The 17,890-nt window shown below is 59.1% G+C and carries 15 protein-coding genes and 1 tRNA gene; 1 reads left to right on the top strand and 15 read right to left on the bottom strand.

Annotated features, from left to right (window positions below; genetic code table 11):
- Positions 1-12: 12 nt before the first annotated feature.
- Positions 13-291 carry a succinate dehydrogenase assembly factor 2 gene (locus P2W41_RS10100; protein WP_292895685.1) on the bottom strand — a complete coding sequence of 93 codons (279 nt, stop codon included), beginning with the start codon at positions 289-291 and terminating at the stop codon, positions 13-15.
- Positions 292-398: 107 nt separating this feature from the next.
- Between P2W41_RS10100 and recG the strand changes: the two genes are divergently transcribed.
- Positions 399-2,507 carry an ATP-dependent DNA helicase RecG gene (gene recG / locus P2W41_RS10095; RefSeq protein WP_404933053.1) on the top strand — a complete coding sequence of 703 codons (2,109 nt, stop codon included), beginning with the start codon at positions 399-401 and terminating at the stop codon, positions 2,505-2,507.
- Here the strand turns inward: recG and P2W41_RS10090 are convergent.
- The 14 genes from P2W41_RS10090 to P2W41_RS10025 form a co-directional block, all read right to left on the bottom strand.
- A complete protein-coding gene (locus P2W41_RS10090; protein WP_404934958.1) occupies positions 2,459-3,163 on the bottom strand; it encodes a DUF502 domain-containing protein in 705 nt (234 codons plus the stop codon). The two genes, recG and P2W41_RS10090, sit on opposite strands and share 49 nt — an antisense overlap.
- Positions 3,164-3,284: 121 nt before the next feature.
- Positions 3,285-5,108, bottom strand: coding sequence for a glutamine--fructose-6-phosphate transaminase (isomerizing) (gene glmS, locus P2W41_RS10085; RefSeq protein WP_404933052.1), 1,824 nt, complete (start codon positions 5,106-5,108; stop codon positions 3,285-3,287).
- A gap of 137 nt (positions 5,109-5,245) precedes the next feature.
- Positions 5,246-6,607, bottom strand: a complete 1,362-nt coding sequence (gene glmU, locus P2W41_RS10080) for a bifunctional UDP-N-acetylglucosamine diphosphorylase/glucosamine-1-phosphate N-acetyltransferase GlmU (protein WP_292895691.1) — start codon at positions 6,605-6,607, stop codon at positions 5,246-5,248.
- A gap of 72 nt (positions 6,608-6,679) precedes the next feature.
- Positions 6,680-7,438 (bottom strand): cytochrome c biogenesis CcdA family protein, encoded by a 759-nt coding sequence (locus P2W41_RS10075; protein ID WP_404933051.1) that lies wholly within the window; start codon positions 7,436-7,438, stop codon positions 6,680-6,682.
- Between the two features lie 170 nt (positions 7,439-7,608).
- Positions 7,609-7,684: transfer RNA gene (locus P2W41_RS10070), tRNA-Lys, on the bottom strand.
- A gap of 131 nt (positions 7,685-7,815) precedes the next feature.
- Positions 7,816-9,309 (bottom strand): glycerol kinase GlpK, encoded by a 1,494-nt coding sequence (gene glpK, locus P2W41_RS10065; protein ID WP_404933050.1) that lies wholly within the window; start codon positions 9,307-9,309, stop codon positions 7,816-7,818.
- A 99-nt stretch (positions 9,310-9,408) separates the two neighbouring features.
- Positions 9,409-11,139 (bottom strand): ABC transporter substrate-binding protein, encoded by a 1,731-nt coding sequence (locus P2W41_RS10060; RefSeq protein ID WP_292895697.1) that lies wholly within the window; start codon positions 11,137-11,139, stop codon positions 9,409-9,411.
- A 127-nt stretch (positions 11,140-11,266) separates the two neighbouring features.
- On the bottom strand, positions 11,267-11,560 hold the full coding sequence (locus P2W41_RS10055) for a DUF2160 domain-containing protein (protein WP_404933049.1): 294 nt from the start codon (positions 11,558-11,560) through the stop codon (positions 11,267-11,269).
- A 10-nt stretch (positions 11,561-11,570) separates the two neighbouring features.
- Positions 11,571-12,371, bottom strand: a complete 801-nt coding sequence (locus tag P2W41_RS10050) for a carbohydrate ABC transporter permease (RefSeq protein WP_404933048.1) — start codon at positions 12,369-12,371, stop codon at positions 11,571-11,573.
- On the bottom strand, positions 12,368-13,231 hold the full coding sequence (locus P2W41_RS10045; RefSeq protein ID WP_292895703.1) for a carbohydrate ABC transporter permease: 864 nt from the start codon (positions 13,229-13,231) through the stop codon (positions 12,368-12,370). Before P2W41_RS10045 ends, P2W41_RS10050 begins: the two co-directional genes overlap by 4 nt.
- Positions 13,228-14,319 (bottom strand): ABC transporter ATP-binding protein, encoded by a 1,092-nt coding sequence (locus tag P2W41_RS10040; RefSeq protein ID WP_404933047.1) that lies wholly within the window; start codon positions 14,317-14,319, stop codon positions 13,228-13,230. The genes P2W41_RS10045 and P2W41_RS10040 overlap by 4 nt, the downstream gene beginning before the upstream one ends.
- A 9-nt stretch (positions 14,320-14,328) precedes the next feature.
- Complete coding sequence (locus tag P2W41_RS10035; protein ID WP_404933046.1) at positions 14,329-15,411, bottom strand: ABC transporter ATP-binding protein; 1,083 nt, start codon at positions 15,409-15,411, stop codon at positions 14,329-14,331.
- On the bottom strand, positions 15,404-16,963 hold the full coding sequence (gene glpD, locus P2W41_RS10030; RefSeq protein ID WP_292895708.1) for a glycerol-3-phosphate dehydrogenase: 1,560 nt from the start codon (positions 16,961-16,963) through the stop codon (positions 15,404-15,406). Before glpD ends, P2W41_RS10035 begins: the two co-directional genes overlap by 8 nt.
- Positions 16,964-17,065: 102 nt before the next feature.
- A complete protein-coding gene (locus P2W41_RS10025) occupies positions 17,066-17,839 on the bottom strand; it encodes a DeoR/GlpR family DNA-binding transcription regulator (protein WP_292895710.1) in 774 nt (257 codons plus the stop codon).
- Between the last annotated feature and the right edge of the window lie 51 nt (positions 17,840-17,890).

The raw sequence follows: 17,890 nt of genomic DNA, 5'->3' as shown, positions 1-17,890 counted from the left end.
CGACGTCCTGCCTCAGCGTCCCTGCGATGCGATGATGCGGCCCCACAACGGCGTGTCATATTCTGGCGGCACCGGAAGTTCACCCGTGACCCACTTGAAGAGATTGGTATCCGGCACGTTCAAAATGGCTTCGAACTGATCCATTTCATCGTCGCTGAGCCGGTCGATTTCGGCATCTGCAAACCCACCCAGAACGAGGTCCATCTCGCGCATGCCACGGCGCCAGGAGCGCACGAGCGCACGTCGGCGGCGCGGGTCGAGATCGTGGCTGGAACGGGTGGTGCCTGTCATGGTTTCGCTTTCATGCACTGCAGCGGTCGGTCGCCCGGGCGGATATAGCGTGTGCATGAGCGTCTGTCAGCCTTGCGTCGGCGAATTTGACCCTTAATCATGACAGTATGCGTCCTACACTGCTCGATCCCCTTTTTGCTCCCGTGACTGCGCTCGATGGCGTTGGCGCGAAACTCGCCGATCTTCTGGCAAACATCGCCCCCGGCGATGCGGCCGGGCGTGAACTTCGCGTCGGCGACCTGCTCTTCGTGCTGCCGCACTCGCTCATCGACCGGCGCAATCGCCCTGGCATCGCCAATGCGCAGGAGGGAGCGATCGTCACGCTGGATCTGACGGTGGGGCGGCATCACCCCTCTCCCCCCGGACGCAGGAACGTGCCCTATCGGGTCTTCGCCTTCGACGAAACGGGAGAGATCGCCCTCACCTTCTTCCATGCGCGGACGCCGTGGATCGAGAAAATACTTCCGGAAGGCGAAAAGGTTTTGGTGAGCGGTCGGATGGAATGGTTCAACGGCCGCGCGTCCATGGTGCACCCCGATTTCGTCGTTCCGGAGGCTGACGCTCACACGTTGCCAATGCTGGAACCGGTGTATCCGCTGACCGCCGGTCTTTCGGCAAAAGTATTGCGCCGGGCCATCACACAAGCGCTGGAACGTCTGCCAGATCTGCCCGAGTGGCAGGATGAGAGCTTTCTGTCACGAAACCGGATGCCGTCGTTCAATGATGCGCTGAAAACGCTTCACCATCCGCAGGCACTGGAGGACGTTCAGCCCGAAAGTTCCGCCTGGCGGCGTATCGCCTATGATGAATTTCTCGCAGGGCAGCTTTCGCTCGCGCTGGTGCGTGCAAAGGTGAAACGCCTTTCCGGCCGACCACTGAATGGCGACGGGCGTTTTGAAACAAGCATCCGCCGAGCATTGCCCTATTCGCTGACGACCGCGCAGGAAGACGCTGTACGCGACATCCTCAGGGATCTGGCGAGCGATGAACGCATGGTGCGCCTGCTGCAGGGGGATGTGGGTGCAGGCAAAACCGTTGTGGCACTCCTCGCCATGGCCCGCGCTGCCGAGGCGGGCGGGCAGTCGGCTCTCATGGCACCGACCGAAATTCTTGCCCGCCAGCATGCAGCGACCATCACGCCCCTGGCAGAGGCCGCTGGCCTGAGCGTTGCAATCCTGACTGGACGTGAAAAGGGACGGGAGCGCCAGCGCATTCTGGAAGAGATCGCGTCCGGAGCGGTCGATTTCGTGATCGGCACGCATGCGCTTTTTCAGGAAACAGTACAATTCAGGGATCTCGCGCTCGCCGTCGTCGACGAGCAGCATCGCTTTGGCGTGCATCAGCGTCTGGCCATGACGGCCAAGGGTAATGCACCCGACATGCTTGTCATGACGGCTACCCCGATCCCCCGGACACTCGTGCTCTCCGCTTTCGGTGACATGGATGTTTCCCGCCTGACAGAAAAGCCCGCCGGCAGACAGCCGATCCGAACCGTCACACTGCCGGTAGAGCGTCTTCCGCAATTGGTGGACCGGATCAGAAGAGCGCTCTCAGAAGGCCAGAAGGTATACTGGATCTGCCCGCTCGTGGAGGAATCCGAAGAACTTGAACTGATGTCTGCAGAGGACCGTCACGCTTCGCTGCAGAAGGTGTTCGGAGACAGGGTCGGTCTCATTCACGGACGTATGAAAGCCAGCGACAAAGATGATGCAATGCGTGCCTTCAAGGACGGGCGGACACGCATTCTTGTCGGCACCACCGTGGTTGAGGTGGGCGTGGATGTGCCCGACGCGACGATCATCGTGGTCGAACACGCCGAACGGTTCGGTCTGGCGCAACTGCATCAGTTGCGCGGACGTGTGGGGCGCGGTGCGCTCGCCTCCTCCTGCGTTCTCGTCTACAAGGGGCCGCTCGGGGAGACAGCAACCCGCAGGCTCGAAGTAATGCGGGAAACGGAAGACGGTTTCCTCATTGCGGAAGAAGATCTCAAATTGCGCGGTGAAGGCGATCTTCTGGGGACAAAGCAGTCAGGGACGCCGGGATTTCGCGTCGCCCGGATCGAGGCCCATGTGGACCTTTTGCAGGCCGCGCGCGACGATGCGCGGTTAATCCTGTCACGCGATCCGGATCTCCAATCCCCACGTGGCGAAGCGCTGAGGCTTCTCCTTTATTTGTTCGGACGCGACGAGGCGATTCGCTTGCTGCGGGCGGGCTGAGCGGCTTTCGCCTTCGCCTCGGCGGCAAGCGCCTCTGTCTTTGCCTGATATTCCGGCGCCACAAGACCAGCCGAAATGACAAGCTTGGCCCCCTCCTCCACCGTCATTTTCAGCTCAATCACATCCTTCTTTGGCACGAATAAAAGGTAACCGGAGGTCGGGTTGGGTGTCGTCGGCAGGAAGACTGCGATTGTCTGTCCCATATCGTCATCGATCTTCGCCTGGACCTCGCCTCGCGTTTCGGTGGCGATGAAGACAAGCGCCCAAAGCCCCTTCCGGGGGTATTCAATGAGGCCGACTTTCTTGAAAGTGTCCGATCTTTCCGAAAGCACGGTTTCAAGGATTTGCTTCAGACCGCGGTAAACACTGCGCACCAGGGGCATGCGCCCCAGGATTTTCTCGCCGGTGGCGATGATTGTGCGCCCAATGAAATTCGCTGTAAGAAACCCGATCAGCGTGATCAGGACGAGAGCGACAATCAACCCGAAACCCGGAACCGCAAATGGCAGATAATTGTCAGGGTTATAGCGGAAGGGAATATAGGGTTTGACCCAGGAATCCACCCAGCCGATCATCGACCAGGCGAGATAGGCGGTAATCGCCAGGGGCGCGGTGACTATGAAGCCCGTGAGAAAGTAGTTGCGCAGGCGAGTCATCATGATGCGGAAACGGGCCTCGAATGTGATGGATTAAGGAAGAACAGCCCGGTGGACATTACGCCACCAGGCTGAACAATAGAATAGGAATTCGGGCCGCTGTATGACAGCCCCTTGCCTGCTATTCGACCGTAACGGATTTTGCCAGATTGCGGGGCTGGTCCACATCCGTCCCCATGATGACGGCCGTGTGGTAGGCCAGCATCTGGATCGGCAATGCGTAGACGATCGGCGCGACGAACTCAGGAACATCCGGCAAAACCACTGTTTCCAGAGCATCGAGCGTTGCGTTTTTCGCGCCTTTCTCATCCGTGATCAGAATGATGCGACCACCGCGCGCGGCGACCTCCTGCATGTTGGAAACGGTTTTCTCGAAAATACGATCATGTGGAGCGATCACGATCACCGGCATCTGTTCGTCGATCAGCGCGATCGGGCCATGCTTCAATTCGCCGGCTGCGTAACCCTCGGCGTGAATGTAGGAGATTTCCTTGAGCTTCAGCGCACCTTCCAGCGCCAGCGGGTAATTTGTGTCGCGGCCGAGATAAAGCACATGACGCACATGTGAGAGCTCGCGCGCGACTTTCTCGATGCTCGCGCTCAGCTTGAGCGCCTGCGACGCAAACCGCGGTGCTTCGGAAAGCTGGCGCACAAGCGTCTTTTCTTCGTCTGCGGTGATTGTGCCGCGCGCCCTGGCTGCCCTGAGCGTCAACGCTGCAAGAACGCTGAGCTGACAGGTAAATGCCTTGGTGGAGGCAACGCCGATTTCCGGGCCGGCGAGCGTCGGGAAAATGCCGTCGCTTTCACGCGCTATGGTCGATTCCCGCACATTGACGATAGCCGAGATCGGAATGCCCTCTCCCCGGCAATAGCGCAGCGAAGCAAGCGTATCGGCCGTCTCGCCGGATTGCGAGATGAAGAGTGCCGCGCTGTTCTTCGGCAGCGGCATTTCGCGATAGCGGAACTCGGAGGCAATGTCGATATCGACCGGCAGACGTGCATAGCGCTCCAGCCAGTACTTGCCGATCAATCCGGCCAGGTAGGCCGTGCCGCAGGCTGAAATCGCCAGACGCTCGATCTTCGCAAAGTCGAAGGGCAGATCGAATTCCGCCACTCCCCCCTCGGCGAAGTTGAGATAATGGGCGAGCGTGTGGGAAATGACTTCCGGCTGTTCATGGATTTCCTTTTCCATGAAATGCCGGTGATTGCCCTTGTCGACGAGAAGGCTGGTGCCGACGGACTGCTGACGCGCGCGTTCGACCGGCTGGCCATCCATGCCAAAGATCTCCATGCCCCCACGGCGCACGACCACCCAGTCGCCATCCTCCAGGTAGGTGATGGTGTTTGTGAAAGGCGCAAGCGCGATGGCATCGGAACCAAGATACATCTCCCCCTCGCCGTGGCCGACCGCAAGCGGGGGACCATTGCGAGCGCCGACAATCATGTCTTCGTCACCGCGGAACATGATCGCCAGGGCAAAGGCACCGCGCAGACGCTTCAGCGCCGCGAAGGCCGCGTCCTGCGGCACAGATCCGTTTTTCAGTTCGCTCGCAACGAGATGTGCGACGACCTCCGTATCGGTCTGCGAAGAAAACGAGACACCATCGGCTTTCAACTCGTCGCGCAATTCCGCGAAATTTTCGATGATCCCATTGTGAACGACGGCCACGTCGCCGGCGAAATGCGGATGCGCATTGGTCTCGTTGGGAACGCCATGGGTTGCCCAGCGCGTGTGGCCGATGCCAATCAGGCCCCCAAGCGGTTCTTCACCCAACCTCTTCTCGAGGTTCACCAGCTTGCCCTCGGCGCGGCGTCGATCGAGCCTGCCATTATCAAGGGTTGCGACGCCGGCGGAATCATATCCGCGATACTCAAGTCGCTTCAGCGCGTCGACGATGAGCGGCGCCACCGGCGTCTGCCCGACAATGCCCACAATTCCACACATATGGCTGTCTCAGCCTCCCACCAAACGGTCGATCCCCGATTCACGCAGTTCTTCTAGGACGCGGAAGAAGAGGATGAAAATCAACAAGTCTTTCACTTCGTATCAAGCCAGAAAGGCTGCTTTGCGATGCCCCTGCCTCATGTCTTTGAGCGACGCGCCTTGAGCCCCGCCAACCGGTCGCGCAGACGCTTTCCCAGCCCCTCCCGGTTGGACTGTCGGGCACGGCCAAAAGCCAGCGCGTCGGCGGGCACGGACTCTGTGATCACGCTGCCCGACGCCACATAGGCGCCCGCACCGATAGTGACCGGTGCAACCAGAGATGAATTGGTCCCGACGAACGCCCCAGGTTCGATATCGGTGAAATGCTTTGAGAAACCGTCATAATTGCAGGTGATGGTGCCTGCACCCAGATTGGCCTTCGCCCCCACGCGCGCATCACCCACATAGGACAGATGCGGGATCTTGGCACCCGGTTCCACGCGCGCTTTCTTGATCTCGACGAAATTGCCAACCTTCGCGCCATCCATGATCTCGGCTCCCGGACGCAAGCGCGCGAAGGGGCCAATAGAGGCGCCCGTATCGACACGGGCTTCCTCAAGATGAGAATTGGCTTTGAGGGTGACGTTCTCTCCGATCGTCACACCAGGACCGAAGAAAACATTCGGCTCGATGACCGTGTCGCGACCGATGACGGTGTCATGCGAAAAATAGACGGTTTCGGGTGCGATCAGGGTCACACCGTCAAGCATCACCGCGTTGCGGCGACGCTGTTGCCAGATTGCTTCTGCTGCAGCAAGTTCGGCGCGATTGTTGATGCCGAGCGCGCTTTCATAGTCGGCCTCGATCGCGCGCACCGTCAATCCTTGCGCGGTTGCGATCTCGACGATGTCCGTCAGGTAATATTCGCCCTTGGCGTTGTCGTTACCAATGGCCTCTAGAAGTTTGAGTGCCTGGTTTCCTGCAATCCCCATTGCACCGCCATTGCAGAAGGTGATGCAACGCTCCTCGTCGGTACAGTCCTTCTCTTCGCGGATTGCAATCAATGCCTCGCCATCTTCGATCAGCCGCCCATAGCCGGTGGGCTGCTCGGTGCGAAATCCCATGACGACAACGTCTACACCATCCGAAAGCCCCGCGCGCAGCGCCTCAAGAGCCTCTAGCGAGATAAGCGGTGTATCGCCAAAGGTGACGAGAACATCGTCGTAACCGCGGGCAATCGCAGCGCGTGCCGCCAGCACTGCGTGACCAGTGCCCAGCCGCTCCGATTGAACGAATGTCTCGGCACCGGGAGCAAAGCCTTCTGCTGCACGTGTCACCGCCTCGGCGCCATGCCCCACAACCAGCGCCTTGTCGCCGGCACCCGCTGCATCGAGCGCCCGGGTCACATGGCCTAGCATCTCCAGCCCGGCGATTCTGTGCAGCACTTTTGGCGTGGCGCTTTTCATGCGCGTGCCCTCGCCCGCTGCGAGAATAACCGAAAGGCAGGTGCGTTCGCTCATGGATTGATGCCCGTAATGCTTTTGACGATTCGTCTTTTCTTAGCATCCTGCCCTTACGGCACCAATCCACTCTCAGCCGAGTTTACCAAGCGCCGGAAAGGTTTCAAGAAGCCAGAAGGCCATGGATTGCATGCCGCCGGTTAAGAAAAGAACACCGGCCAGCACAAGCAAACCACCCATCACCTTCTCCACACGCCCCAGATGCATGCGGAAGCGGGAAAGGAATCGCATGAAGCTTCCGGAGAACAGCGCTGCGAGAAGAAAGGGCACACCAAGGCCCAGCGAGTAGACCGCCAGAAGCAATGCGCCATCGGCCACGGTTTCGCGCCCACCAGCCAGTGTCAGGATCGGGCCGAGCACCGGACCGATGCACGGCGTCCATCCGAATGCGAAGGCCAGCCCCATCACATAAGCGCCGATTTTGGTAGCCGGTTTTCCGCCCGCCTGTATGCGCGCCTCGCGCGACAGGAACGGAATGCGCAACACACCAAGGAAATTGAGCCCCATGATGATAATGACGATGCCCGCTACGATGGCGAGTTCCTGCTGCCATGTCCGCAGGACGGCGCCAATGGTAGACGCGCCGGCCCCCAAAAGCACAAAGACCGTGGTGAAGCCAAGCACGAATGAAAGAGATGCGGAGAAGAGCGCAAAGCGCGTGGTGTTCGTGGAGGAAGGACTGGCCTTGCCAGCCCCCTCACCCTGGAACTGCTCAACCGAAACGCCGGCCATGTAGCACAGATAAGGCGGGACGAGCGGCAACACGCAGGGTGAAAGAAATGACAGTGCTCCAGCACCCGCCGCGCTTAAATATCCGACATCAATCGCCATGCTTCGTCTCAAACTGAAAGCGCTAACCCGCGCGTCTTTGAATGCGTACCCCCTATAAGCAGACGCACTCACACACGCCAATCACCTTTGCGTGGCATACCGTCGCGATGGATGCCCTGCATCACATCGGGGTGCGGAATGATACTTTCAATCTGGATAGTGAAATTTTTTGGTGAGCGCGCAGGGGCTCGAACCCTGGACCTACTGATTAAAAGTCAGTTGCTCTACCAACTGAGCTACGCGCTCCCGCCGGGTTCGAAGGAACCCCGGAAATTGCGGCGGAACATAGAGAGGGGCTTATCTGCGGTCAACCGGAAAAAAGCGTCTTTCGCCCGACTTTTTTGTTCCCGTGTCAAAGCGCCCTGTCCACAAGGGATTCACGTCGTGCTAAGCGTCCTGCGCACCGCATCACGCCAGCCCTTCAGCCTGTTCTCGCGTTCGGCAGCATCCATCTGCGGGCAGAACTGACGGTCAAGCTTCCAGCCGGCAGCGAATTCCCGGGCGCCAGGCCAGACACCGGCCCGCGATCCCGCAAGCCATGCAGCACCCAGAGCCGTGGTTTCGAGTTGAGTCGGCCTGTCGACCGGAGCGTCCAGCATGTCGGCCAGGAATTGCAGCATCCAGTCGCTGGCAACCATACCGCCATCGACCCGCAGCACGGTGTCGTTTTCCCCGTCGTGCCAGTCCTTGCGCATGGCATCAAGCAGGTCGCGTGTCTGGTACGCGACCGATTCGAGCGTGGCGCGCGCGAATTCTGCCGGGCCCGAATTGCGTGTCAGGCCGTAGATCGCCCCGCGCGCTTCCGCATCCCAGTGCGGGGCCCCAAGCCCGACAAAGGCAGGAACGAGATAAAGCTGCTGCGTACGGTCTGCTTTGGCGGCCAGAGCGCCCGAATCGGCAGCCTTGCCGATGATCTTCAACCCGTCGCGCAGCCACTGGACGGCAGCACCGGCAACAAAGATCGAGCCTTCAAGCGCGTAGGTCGTCTCGCCATTCAACCGGTATGCAATGGTGGTGAGGAGACGGTTTTTGGAGGACACCATCGTCTGCCCGGTGTTGAGCACGGCAAAGCAACCGGTGCCATAGGTTGCCTTGAGCATGCCAGGCTCGAAACAGGCCTGACCGATGACGGCTGCCTGCTGGTCGCCTGCAACGCCAAGAATCGGCATCGCCGAACCGAACAGCTTCTTCTCGGTGACGCCAAAATTGTCCGCACTGTCCTTCACCTCGGGCAAGAGTGCCTTCGGCACACGCAAAATTTTCAGGAGTTCGTCATCCCAGCCATTGGTCTCGATGTTGAACAAAAGCGTGCGCGAGGCATTCGTGGCGTCCGTGACATGCGCCTTGCCGCCGGTCAGGCGCCAGATCAGAAACGTGTCGATGGTGCCGGCAAGAAGCTCCCCCTTCTCCGCCCGCTCGCGCGCGCCGTTCACCTCATCGAGGATCCAGGCGAGTTTGGTTCCGGAAAAATAGGGATCGAGAAGCAGACCGGTTTTTGCCGTAAAGGTTTCCTCCAGCCCTTCCGCCTTCAGCTTTTCGCACATGGGGGCGGTGCGGCGGTCCTGCCAGACGATTGCGTTGTGGATCGGCTTACCCGTGTCACGGTCCCACACGACGATGGTTTCGCGCTGATTGGTGATCCCGATGGCTGCCACATCAGACGCTTCCAGCTTTGCCTTGCGCAGGGCGCTGCGCGCGGTCGACACGACACCCTTCCAGATGTCTTCGGGATCGTGCTCCACCCAGCCAGAATTCGGGTAGTGCTGCTGAAATTCCTTCTGCCCGGTCGCCACCGGCTGCATTGAAGCGTCAAACACGATTGCCCGGCTGGATGTCGTGCCCTGGTCTATCGCCAATACAAAACCGCTCATTGGTCCTCCGGATCGGTCTGAAGCTCTTTGGCAAACGGGGAGCCGGGCGTGCCGGCTCCCCGTCCATTTTGATGCCATTCAGGCGTGTTGCAACCGGCTCTATTGCCAGCGCTTGACGATTTCCTCGTAAACGATGGTCTCGCCCTGGGGCTTTTCGTTTTCGAGTTTGGCTTTTGCGCCGCCCTTACCGATCCACTCGGACGGATCCTTTTCCTCGTTCAAGCGTGGACCGCAACCGCCATAGACATTGGCGCTTTCGTCAGCGGCCTGCATACGGGCCATGGTGATATCCATTTCACCGGCCAGTCGATCCATCGCCTCCTGCGGGGTGAAGGCGCCGGAATTCACGTCGCCGATCTGCTGCCACCAGATCTGGGCGAGCTTTGGATAGTCCGGCACATTGACGCCCGTGTCCGTCCACAGAACCCGGTCCGGCGAGCGATAGAACTCGACCAGCCCGCCGAGCTTCGGAGAGCGCTCGGTGAAGGATTCGTGATTCACCGTGGAATCTCGAATGATCGTGAGACCGACATGGCTCTTCTTCACGTCCACCGTTTTCGAGGTGACGAACTGGGCGTAGAGCCAGGCCGCCTTGCGACGATCGACGGGTGTGGACTTGAACAGCGTCCAGGAGCCCACATCCTGATAGCCGAGCTTCATGCCCTCTTCCCAATAGGGGCCGTGCGGTGACGGTGCCATCTTCCAGAGCAGATTGCCTTCGTCATCGACGGTGTTGTTGCCCTCGCTCTTCGGCTTCACCATATCGGCAGTGAAGGCGGTGTACCAGAATATCTGCTGGGCGACGTTGCCCTGGCTGAGCGCCGGCAGCGACTGGTAGAAGTCGAGGTCGGCGGCACCGGGCGGCGCATACTGGCGCAGCCACTCATCCCATTTGCGGATGGCGTAGACGGCGGCAGGTCCATTTGCGGCACCACCACGGCTAACGGAGGCGCCGGCAGGGTTGCACGACCCCTCCTCCATGCGGATGCCCCATTCATCGATCGGGCGGCCATTGGGCAGGCCTTTGGAACCGGCACCGGCCATGGAGAGCCAGGCATCGGTCATGCGCCAGCCGAGATCCGGTGCCCGCTTGCCGTAATCCATGTGACCGTAAACACGAACGCCGTCGATTTCCTTTACGTCATTGGTGAAGAAATCAGCGATGTCCTCATAGGCCGACCAGTTGACTGGAACGCCCAGTTCGTAACCGTATTTCTCCTTGAATTTCTCTTTAATTTCAGGACGATCGAACCAGTCTTTCCGGAACCAGTAGAGATTGGCGAACTGCTGATCAGGCAGTTGCCAGAGCTTGCCGTCCGGTCCCGTAGCAGAGGCGACGCCGATAAAATCCTCAAGATCGAGGGTCGGAGACGTGACGTCTGCACCCTCGCCTTCCATCCAGTCGGTGAGGTTGACTGCACTTTGCAGGCGCGAATGCGTGCCCACGAGGTCTGCATCGTTGACATAGGCATCATAGAGGTTGCGGTTGGTCTGCATCTGGGTCTGTACGGCCTGCACCACCTCGCCTTCGCCCAGAAGCTGGTGGTTGACCTTGATGCCCGTGATCTCCTGAAATGCCCTGGTCAGCGTTTCGGACTCGTAGGAATGGGTAGGGATGGTCTCGGAGAGTACGTTGATCTCCATTCCCTGAAACGGTTCCGCTGCCTTGATGAACCATTCCATTTCCGCCAGCTGCTCCTCACGGCTGAGAGAGGAAGGCTGGAATTCACTGTCGATCCACTTTTCCGCAGCCGCCATGTCCGCCATCGCCTGGCCGGGCAGCCAGAGCAAAGCAAGCGCTGCGACAGAAGTCTTCAAATGCGCTTTCATTTCAAACTCCTCCTCCTGTTTCCACATTCACGGTGTGAACATGGTCTGGCGGTTGTAGAGCCCGTTTCGAGACCCCTGTCCGCCGGTTCGCGGGACGCCTTGCGCCCCGCTTTGCTTTGTCCGGGACCTACACCCAGCGGAAGACCGCGTAGGCATAGACCAGAGACAAAATCGTGCCGCCCCAAAGCGGCATGTCGGACAACCCAAGCCATCCCAGGTGGATAAAGGCGCTGCCCAGCAATGAGATGAAAAGACGGTCGCCCCTTGTGGTGTCGAGACCAAGAACGCCGTGCCGTGGCCCGCCTCCAGGGCTTGCCCACTCCCAGATCGTCATGGCGCACAGAAACGCGAAGATGACGAGGAAGAATGTGGCCGTCTGCCACGTCCAGGCCATCCATGTGAGATCGAGCCAATGGGGCATCATTTTCTCCCTACACGCGCCCGAGGGCAAAGCCCTTGGCGATGTAATTGCGTACGAACCAGATCACGATCGCGCCCGGGATGATCGTCAACACGCCGGCGGCCGCCAGAAGGCCCAGTTCGTAACCGGATGTGCTGGCGGTGCGGGTCATCACGGCGGCGATCGGCTTGGCTGCGACGGAGGTCAGTGTCTTGGCCAGAAGCAGTTCCACCCATGAGAACATGAAGCAGAAAAAGGCCGTGACCCCGATACCCGACGCGATCAGCGGCATGAAGATCTTCACGAAGAAGCGCGGAAACGCATATCCGTCGATATAGGCCGTCTCGTCGATCTCCTTGGGCACGCCAGACATGAAGCCTTCGAGGATCCAGACCGCCAGCGGAATGTTGAAGAGGCAATGCGCGAGCGCCACGGCCCAGGGCGTATCGAACAGGCCGACGGCGGAATAAAGCTGATAGAACGGAAGAGCGAAAACCGCCGGCGGCGCCATTCGATTGGTCAGAAGCCAGAAGAACAGGTGCTTGTCACCCAGAAAACGATAGCGCGAGAACGCATAGGCGGCAGGCAGCGCGAAGGCGACAGAAATCACAGTGTTTATAAGAACATAACTGATGGAGCTGATGTAACCGTTGTACCAGACGGGATTGGTGAGAATCTCCACATAACTGTCGATGGTGAAGTTCTTCGGCCAAGGGCTAAAGCCACCAAGTATCTCGTTGGTCGTCTTGAACGACATGTTCACGAGCCAGTAGATCGGCAGAAGCAGGAAGATGATGTAGAGCGTTGGCACGAGCCAGCGGGTCACTCTCATTGGTCTTCTCCCCGGGTCATCAGCGTGTAGAAGATCCAGCTCACCAGAAGTGTCATCAGAAAATAGATGATGCTCATGGCGGCAGCGATGCCGAGATTGAACTCACCAAGCGCCGCCTTCACCAGATCGATGGACAGGAAGGTCGTGGCATTACCCGGCCCACCGCCGGTCAAGACGAAGGGCTCGGTGTAGATCATGAAGGAATCCATGAAGCGCAGGAGAATTGCGATCGTCAGAACGCGGTTCATCTTGGGCAGCTGGATGTAACGGAAGACCGACCAGCGCGACGCGCCATCGATCTTGGCTGCCTGGTAATAAGCCTCCGGGATGGAACGCAGGCCCGCGTAGGCCAGCAGCACCACGAGAGACGTCCAGTGCCAGACATCCATCAGGACCACCGTGAACCAGGCGGAGATGGGCTGGCGAGTAAAATTGTAGGGGATGCCGAGTGCATTGAGCCCATAGCCGAGAAGGCCGATATCCGGCAGGGCCATGATATTCCACATGGCGCCCACCACATTCCACGGGATGAGCAGCGGCAGTGCCATCAGCACGAGGCAGACCGACACCCAGGGGCCAGAACGGGGCATGGTGAGAGCGATGGCAACACCAAGCGGCACCTCGATGAGCAGGATGATCCCAGTGAAGAGAAACTGCCGGAACAGCGAGGCATGAAAACGCTCGGAAGTGAGCACGTCCTCATACCATTTCGTTCCCTCGAAGAAGAACAGATTGTTGCCGAAGGTTTCCTGTACCGAGTAGTTCACAACGGTCATCAGTGGGATGATGGCATTAAAGGCCACCAGCAACAGGACCGGCAGGACGAGAAACCAGGCGCGGTTGTTCCATGTCTTGGTCATGCCGCCCCTCCCTGACGCGCGGAGACTGGATCAACGCGCCATGAATCCGCATAAATGTTGACACCTGCGGGATCGAAACTGATGTGTGGTTCGCCTGGCAGGGCAGCACCTTCGGGAACGATCGCCGCCACGGTCTCTCCCTCGACGGTCGCATGAACGATCTTGCGCCGCCCGGTATCCTCCACGCGCACGATCTTAGCGGGGATGCCCTTTTCGCCAATACGCACATACTCCGGACGCACACCCAGCTCCATCCTCGCATCCCGTATTTCCGGGATCTGCCCTTCCAGAGCGATGGAATGGTCGCCGATATGAACGCCCTGCCCGTCGATCCGGACGGGAAGAACATTCATGCCCGGAGAGCCTATGAAATAGCCGACAAAGGTGTGGTTGGGGCGCTCAAAAAGCTCTTCCGGCGTGCCGATCTGAACAATCTCGCCCTCATTCATGACCACGACCTGATCGGCGAAGGTGAGCGCCTCGGTCTGATCATGGGTGACATAGACCATGGTGAAGGCAAAACGCCGGTGCAGCTCCTTCAACTGAGAGCGCAACACCCATTTCATATGCGGGTCGATCACCGTCAGCGGCTCGTCGAAGAGAATGGCGCTCACATCGGAGCGAACCAGCCCGCGGCCGAGCGCGATCTTCTGTTTGTCGTCGGCGGTCAGACCCCTGGCTTTCTGATCTGCCCGGTCTGCCAGATCGATCATGGTGAGCGTCTCGCGCACCCGCCGTTCGATCTCGTCGGCCGCAACGCCGCGATTGCGCAGGGGAAAGGCAAGATTCTGGTAGACCGTCATCGTGTCGTAAACGACCGGAAACTGGAACACCTGCGCAATATTGCGGGCTTCGGTGGACAGGTCCGTCACATTCTGCCCATCGAACAGTATCTCGCCCTCCGTCGGACGCAGGAGGCCCGAAATGATGTTCAAAAGCGTGGTCTTGCCGCAACCCGATGGACCGAGCAACGCATAGGCCCCGCCATCGTCAAACGTGTGGTGGACCCGCTTCAGGGCATAATCGTCATCGCTCGCAGGGTTGGGCAGATAGGCGTGGCGAATGTTGTTGAGATCAATTCGCGCCATTCCCGCCTCCTATGCAGCCCGGCTGTTGCCGGTCGTGACACGCCGGTTCGCCTTATCGAACACCAGCATGTGGCGCGTATCGATGAACACATCGACGGTTTCGCCCACCTCCAGACGGTGAATGCCCTCTTCCAGCATCACCCATCGGTGGCCCGCGAAATCAAGATGAACGAAACTTTCAGACCCGGTGATTTCGGTCACCGACACACTGGCACGAACACAAACTGCATTGGGCTCGCGAGGCGCAAGAGAAAGGTGATGCGGCTGGAAGCCAAGCGTGTACGGACCGTCGGGCGCACTTTCATGGCCCTGCGGCACAGGCAACTGAACAGTATTGTCGAGTGAAAAATGTCCGCCCGCCTTTGACACCGAAACCGTATTCAAAGGTGGGTCGGAGAAGGTACGCGCGGTCACGAGATCGACCGGTTTGCGGAACACGTCGATGGTTGGCCCGAACTGCGTCAACCGGCCCTGGCTGAGGGTCGCGGTATTTCCACCAAGAAGCAGCGCTTCGCTGGGCTCGGTGGTGGCGTAGACGAAGATGGCGCCGGACGCTGCAAATATCTTCGGCAATTCGGCACGCAGCTCTTCTCGAAGCTTGTAATCCAGATTGGCCAGCGGTTCATCCAGAAGCACGAGACGCGCTTCCTTGACCATGGCGCGGGCCAGCGCCGTGCGCTGCTGCTGACCGCCGGAAAGCTCCAGCGGCGTCCGACCCAGATGCGGTGTCAGGTGCAGAAGGTCGGCGGCCTGCCGTACCTTCTCCTCGATGACCCGTTTTTCCAAGCCCGCGACACGCAGCGGGGATGCGATGTTTTCGTAAACCGACATCGCCGGATAGTTGATGAACTGCTGGTAGACCATGGCGACGCTGCGCTTCTGGACGGGGATGCCGGTAACATCCTCTCCTTCCATCCAGACACTTCCGGATGTGGGCCGATCGAGCCCGGCCATGAGCCGCATCAGGCTGGTTTTGCCAGCAAGCGTCGGTCCGAGCAGCACATTGAGTGAGCCCGGCTCCAGCCGCAGCGAAACATCATCTATGTGCGTTTCGCCGGAAACGACCTTTGAAACATTGCGCAGTTCAAGCATGTCCTCCCCCAGCGTTGGCCGCCTGGTCTTGCATTCCCGAAATCTCACGCATGTAATTGTCGACTTCTGCCGCCTCCTCCGGCGTCAGCCGCAAACCGCGCTTGGTTCTGCGCCAAAGCACATCCTCCCCACTGACCGCCCATTCATGAGCGGCCAGATAGCGCAATTCAGTTTCGTAAAGATCGACGCCGAAATGCCGTCCGAGATCGCCCAGCGATTGAGCATCCCCGAGAATCTCTCGGGCACAGAGGCCGTAAAGCCTGACTAGCCGGGCCGCATGATGACGATCGAGAAACGCGTAGTCGCGCAGCAGCGCTTCTACCTGCGCTTCATAACCGTCAAAAGCGAACTCGCCACCCGGTAGCGTGGCCGAATGGGTCCATGGTCGACCTTTTGCGCCGATGGATTCGGCGATTTTCTCCAGCGCAGATTCAGCCAGCTTGCGATAAGTCGTTATCTTGCCGCCGAACACATGCACCATGGGCGCCCCACCCCGCGCAGTCTCCGATTTCAGCACATAATCCCGCGTAGCTTCCTGCGCTTTCGAGGCGCCGTCATCAAACAGCGGACGCACGCCGGAATACGTCCACACGATATCGTCGCGTCTTACCGGTTCGGCAAAATACTCGCTGGCGGCAGCGCACAGATAGTCGATCTCGCTGTCGCTGATCGCGACCTCCCTGGGGTCGCCTTCATAGTCCTGATCGGTGGTACCAATGAGCGTGAATTCGCCCTCATAGGGTATGGCAAAGATGATCCGCCCATCGGCGTTCTGGAAGAAATAGGCGCGAGGATCGTCGAACTTTCCCCGAACAACGATGTGACTGCCCTTCACCAGACGCACATTTTGAACGTCATTCTGACCGAGCACCCCCGAAATGACATGATCGACCCACGGGCCGGCGGCATTGACGAGGTAGCGCGCACGCACTGTTTCTTTCTCACCCGTCAAAAGGTTCTGAATCCGGATTTTCCAGATACCGTTTTCGTCTTCTGCTGAAACCACGCGTGTGCGCACCCGCACATCGGCACCCCGGTCGGCAGCGTCCCGGGCATTGAGTACGACAAAGCGGGCATCGTTGACCCAGCAATCGGAATACTCGAACGCCCGGCGATAGGACTCTTTCAGCGGCTCTCCGGCCGCATCGGTGCGCATGTCGAGCGTGCGGGTCTTGGGAAGCAGCTTCCTTCCGCCGATATGATCATAGATAAAAAGCCCGATGCGGATGAGCCAGGCCGGCCGCAGGCCCTTGTGCAAGGGCAGAACGAAACGCATGGGCCAGATGATGTGCGGCGCGTTGCGCCACAGTATCTCACGCTCCATCAGAGCTTCGCGAACGAGACGAAACTCGTAATATTCGAGATAGCGCAGCCCGCCGTGAATGAGCTTGGTAGAGCCTGATGAGGTCCCGCTCGCCAGGTCGTTCATTTCCGCCAGAAACACGGAGTACCCACGCCCGACAGCATCGCGGGCGATGCCGCATCCATTGATCCCGCCGCCAATGACGAACACGTCGAAAATCTCGGAACGGGCGAACTTGGAAGCGGGCACGCGTTTCTCCCCTGCCTCTCGGATCACAGGAAACTTTCCTGCCTTGGAGATAAAAGAATTATTTCGAAAGAAAAATGAATGTCAAACGAAAATCATTATTCGTTAACATTCTGTCTCGATCAACCGGACACCCACCTCTTCGCAGAGCCCCCGCATGGCCGGCAGAGGGCAACGGTCCGTGATGAATGTGTCGACCTGGGACAAGTGACCGATCCGAACCGGCGCACCACGTTCGAACTTGGTGGAATCCGAAACCAGGATCACGTGCCGCGCATTGGCGATGATGGCCTGCGCCACCTTCACCTCGCGAAAATCGAAATCGTAGAGCGCGCCATCCGGATCGATGGAAGAGACACCAATGACCGCGTAGTCGACCTTGAACTGACGGATGAAATCAACCGCAGCTTCGCCAACGATCCCGCCATCCGATCCGCGCACCACACCACCGGCAATGATGACTTCGAACGAAGGAAAAACCCGCATCCTATTGGCAACATTTATATTATTTGTGATGACCATGAGACCTTCATGATCAAGAAGCGCATCACTTACGGCCTCAGTGGTGGTACCGATATTCACAAAAAGCGACGCTCTGTCGGGGATGATCCGCGCCGCTGCCTGGCCTATCGCCCGTTTTTCCTCCGAGGCGATTTTGCGCCGCGCTTCATATTCCATGTTTTCTATCCCGGAAGGCAGGAGGGCTCCGCCGTGAATCCGGGTCAGGAGGCGTCGATCGCAAAGCTCGTTGAGATCACGCCGTATCGTCTGCGGTGTCACACCGAATTGTTCGGCTAAATCGTCGACCAGAACGCGGCCATGCTCCTTTGCCTGCTCGAGGATTTCTGCCAGCCGTGGCGTCAGGAAGGAAGGGTTCATCGGGATCTCAATGTTCGTTTTGGCAATTTAATTCTAAAAACGAAAATAGAG

It is taken from the genome of Nitratireductor sp. L15S-10, from assembly GCF_045011005.1.
In the GTDB taxonomy this organism is placed as follows: Bacteria; Pseudomonadota; Alphaproteobacteria; order Rhizobiales; family Rhizobiaceae; genus Nitratireductor.
This window is presented reverse-complemented; position numbering and strand designations above follow the sequence as displayed.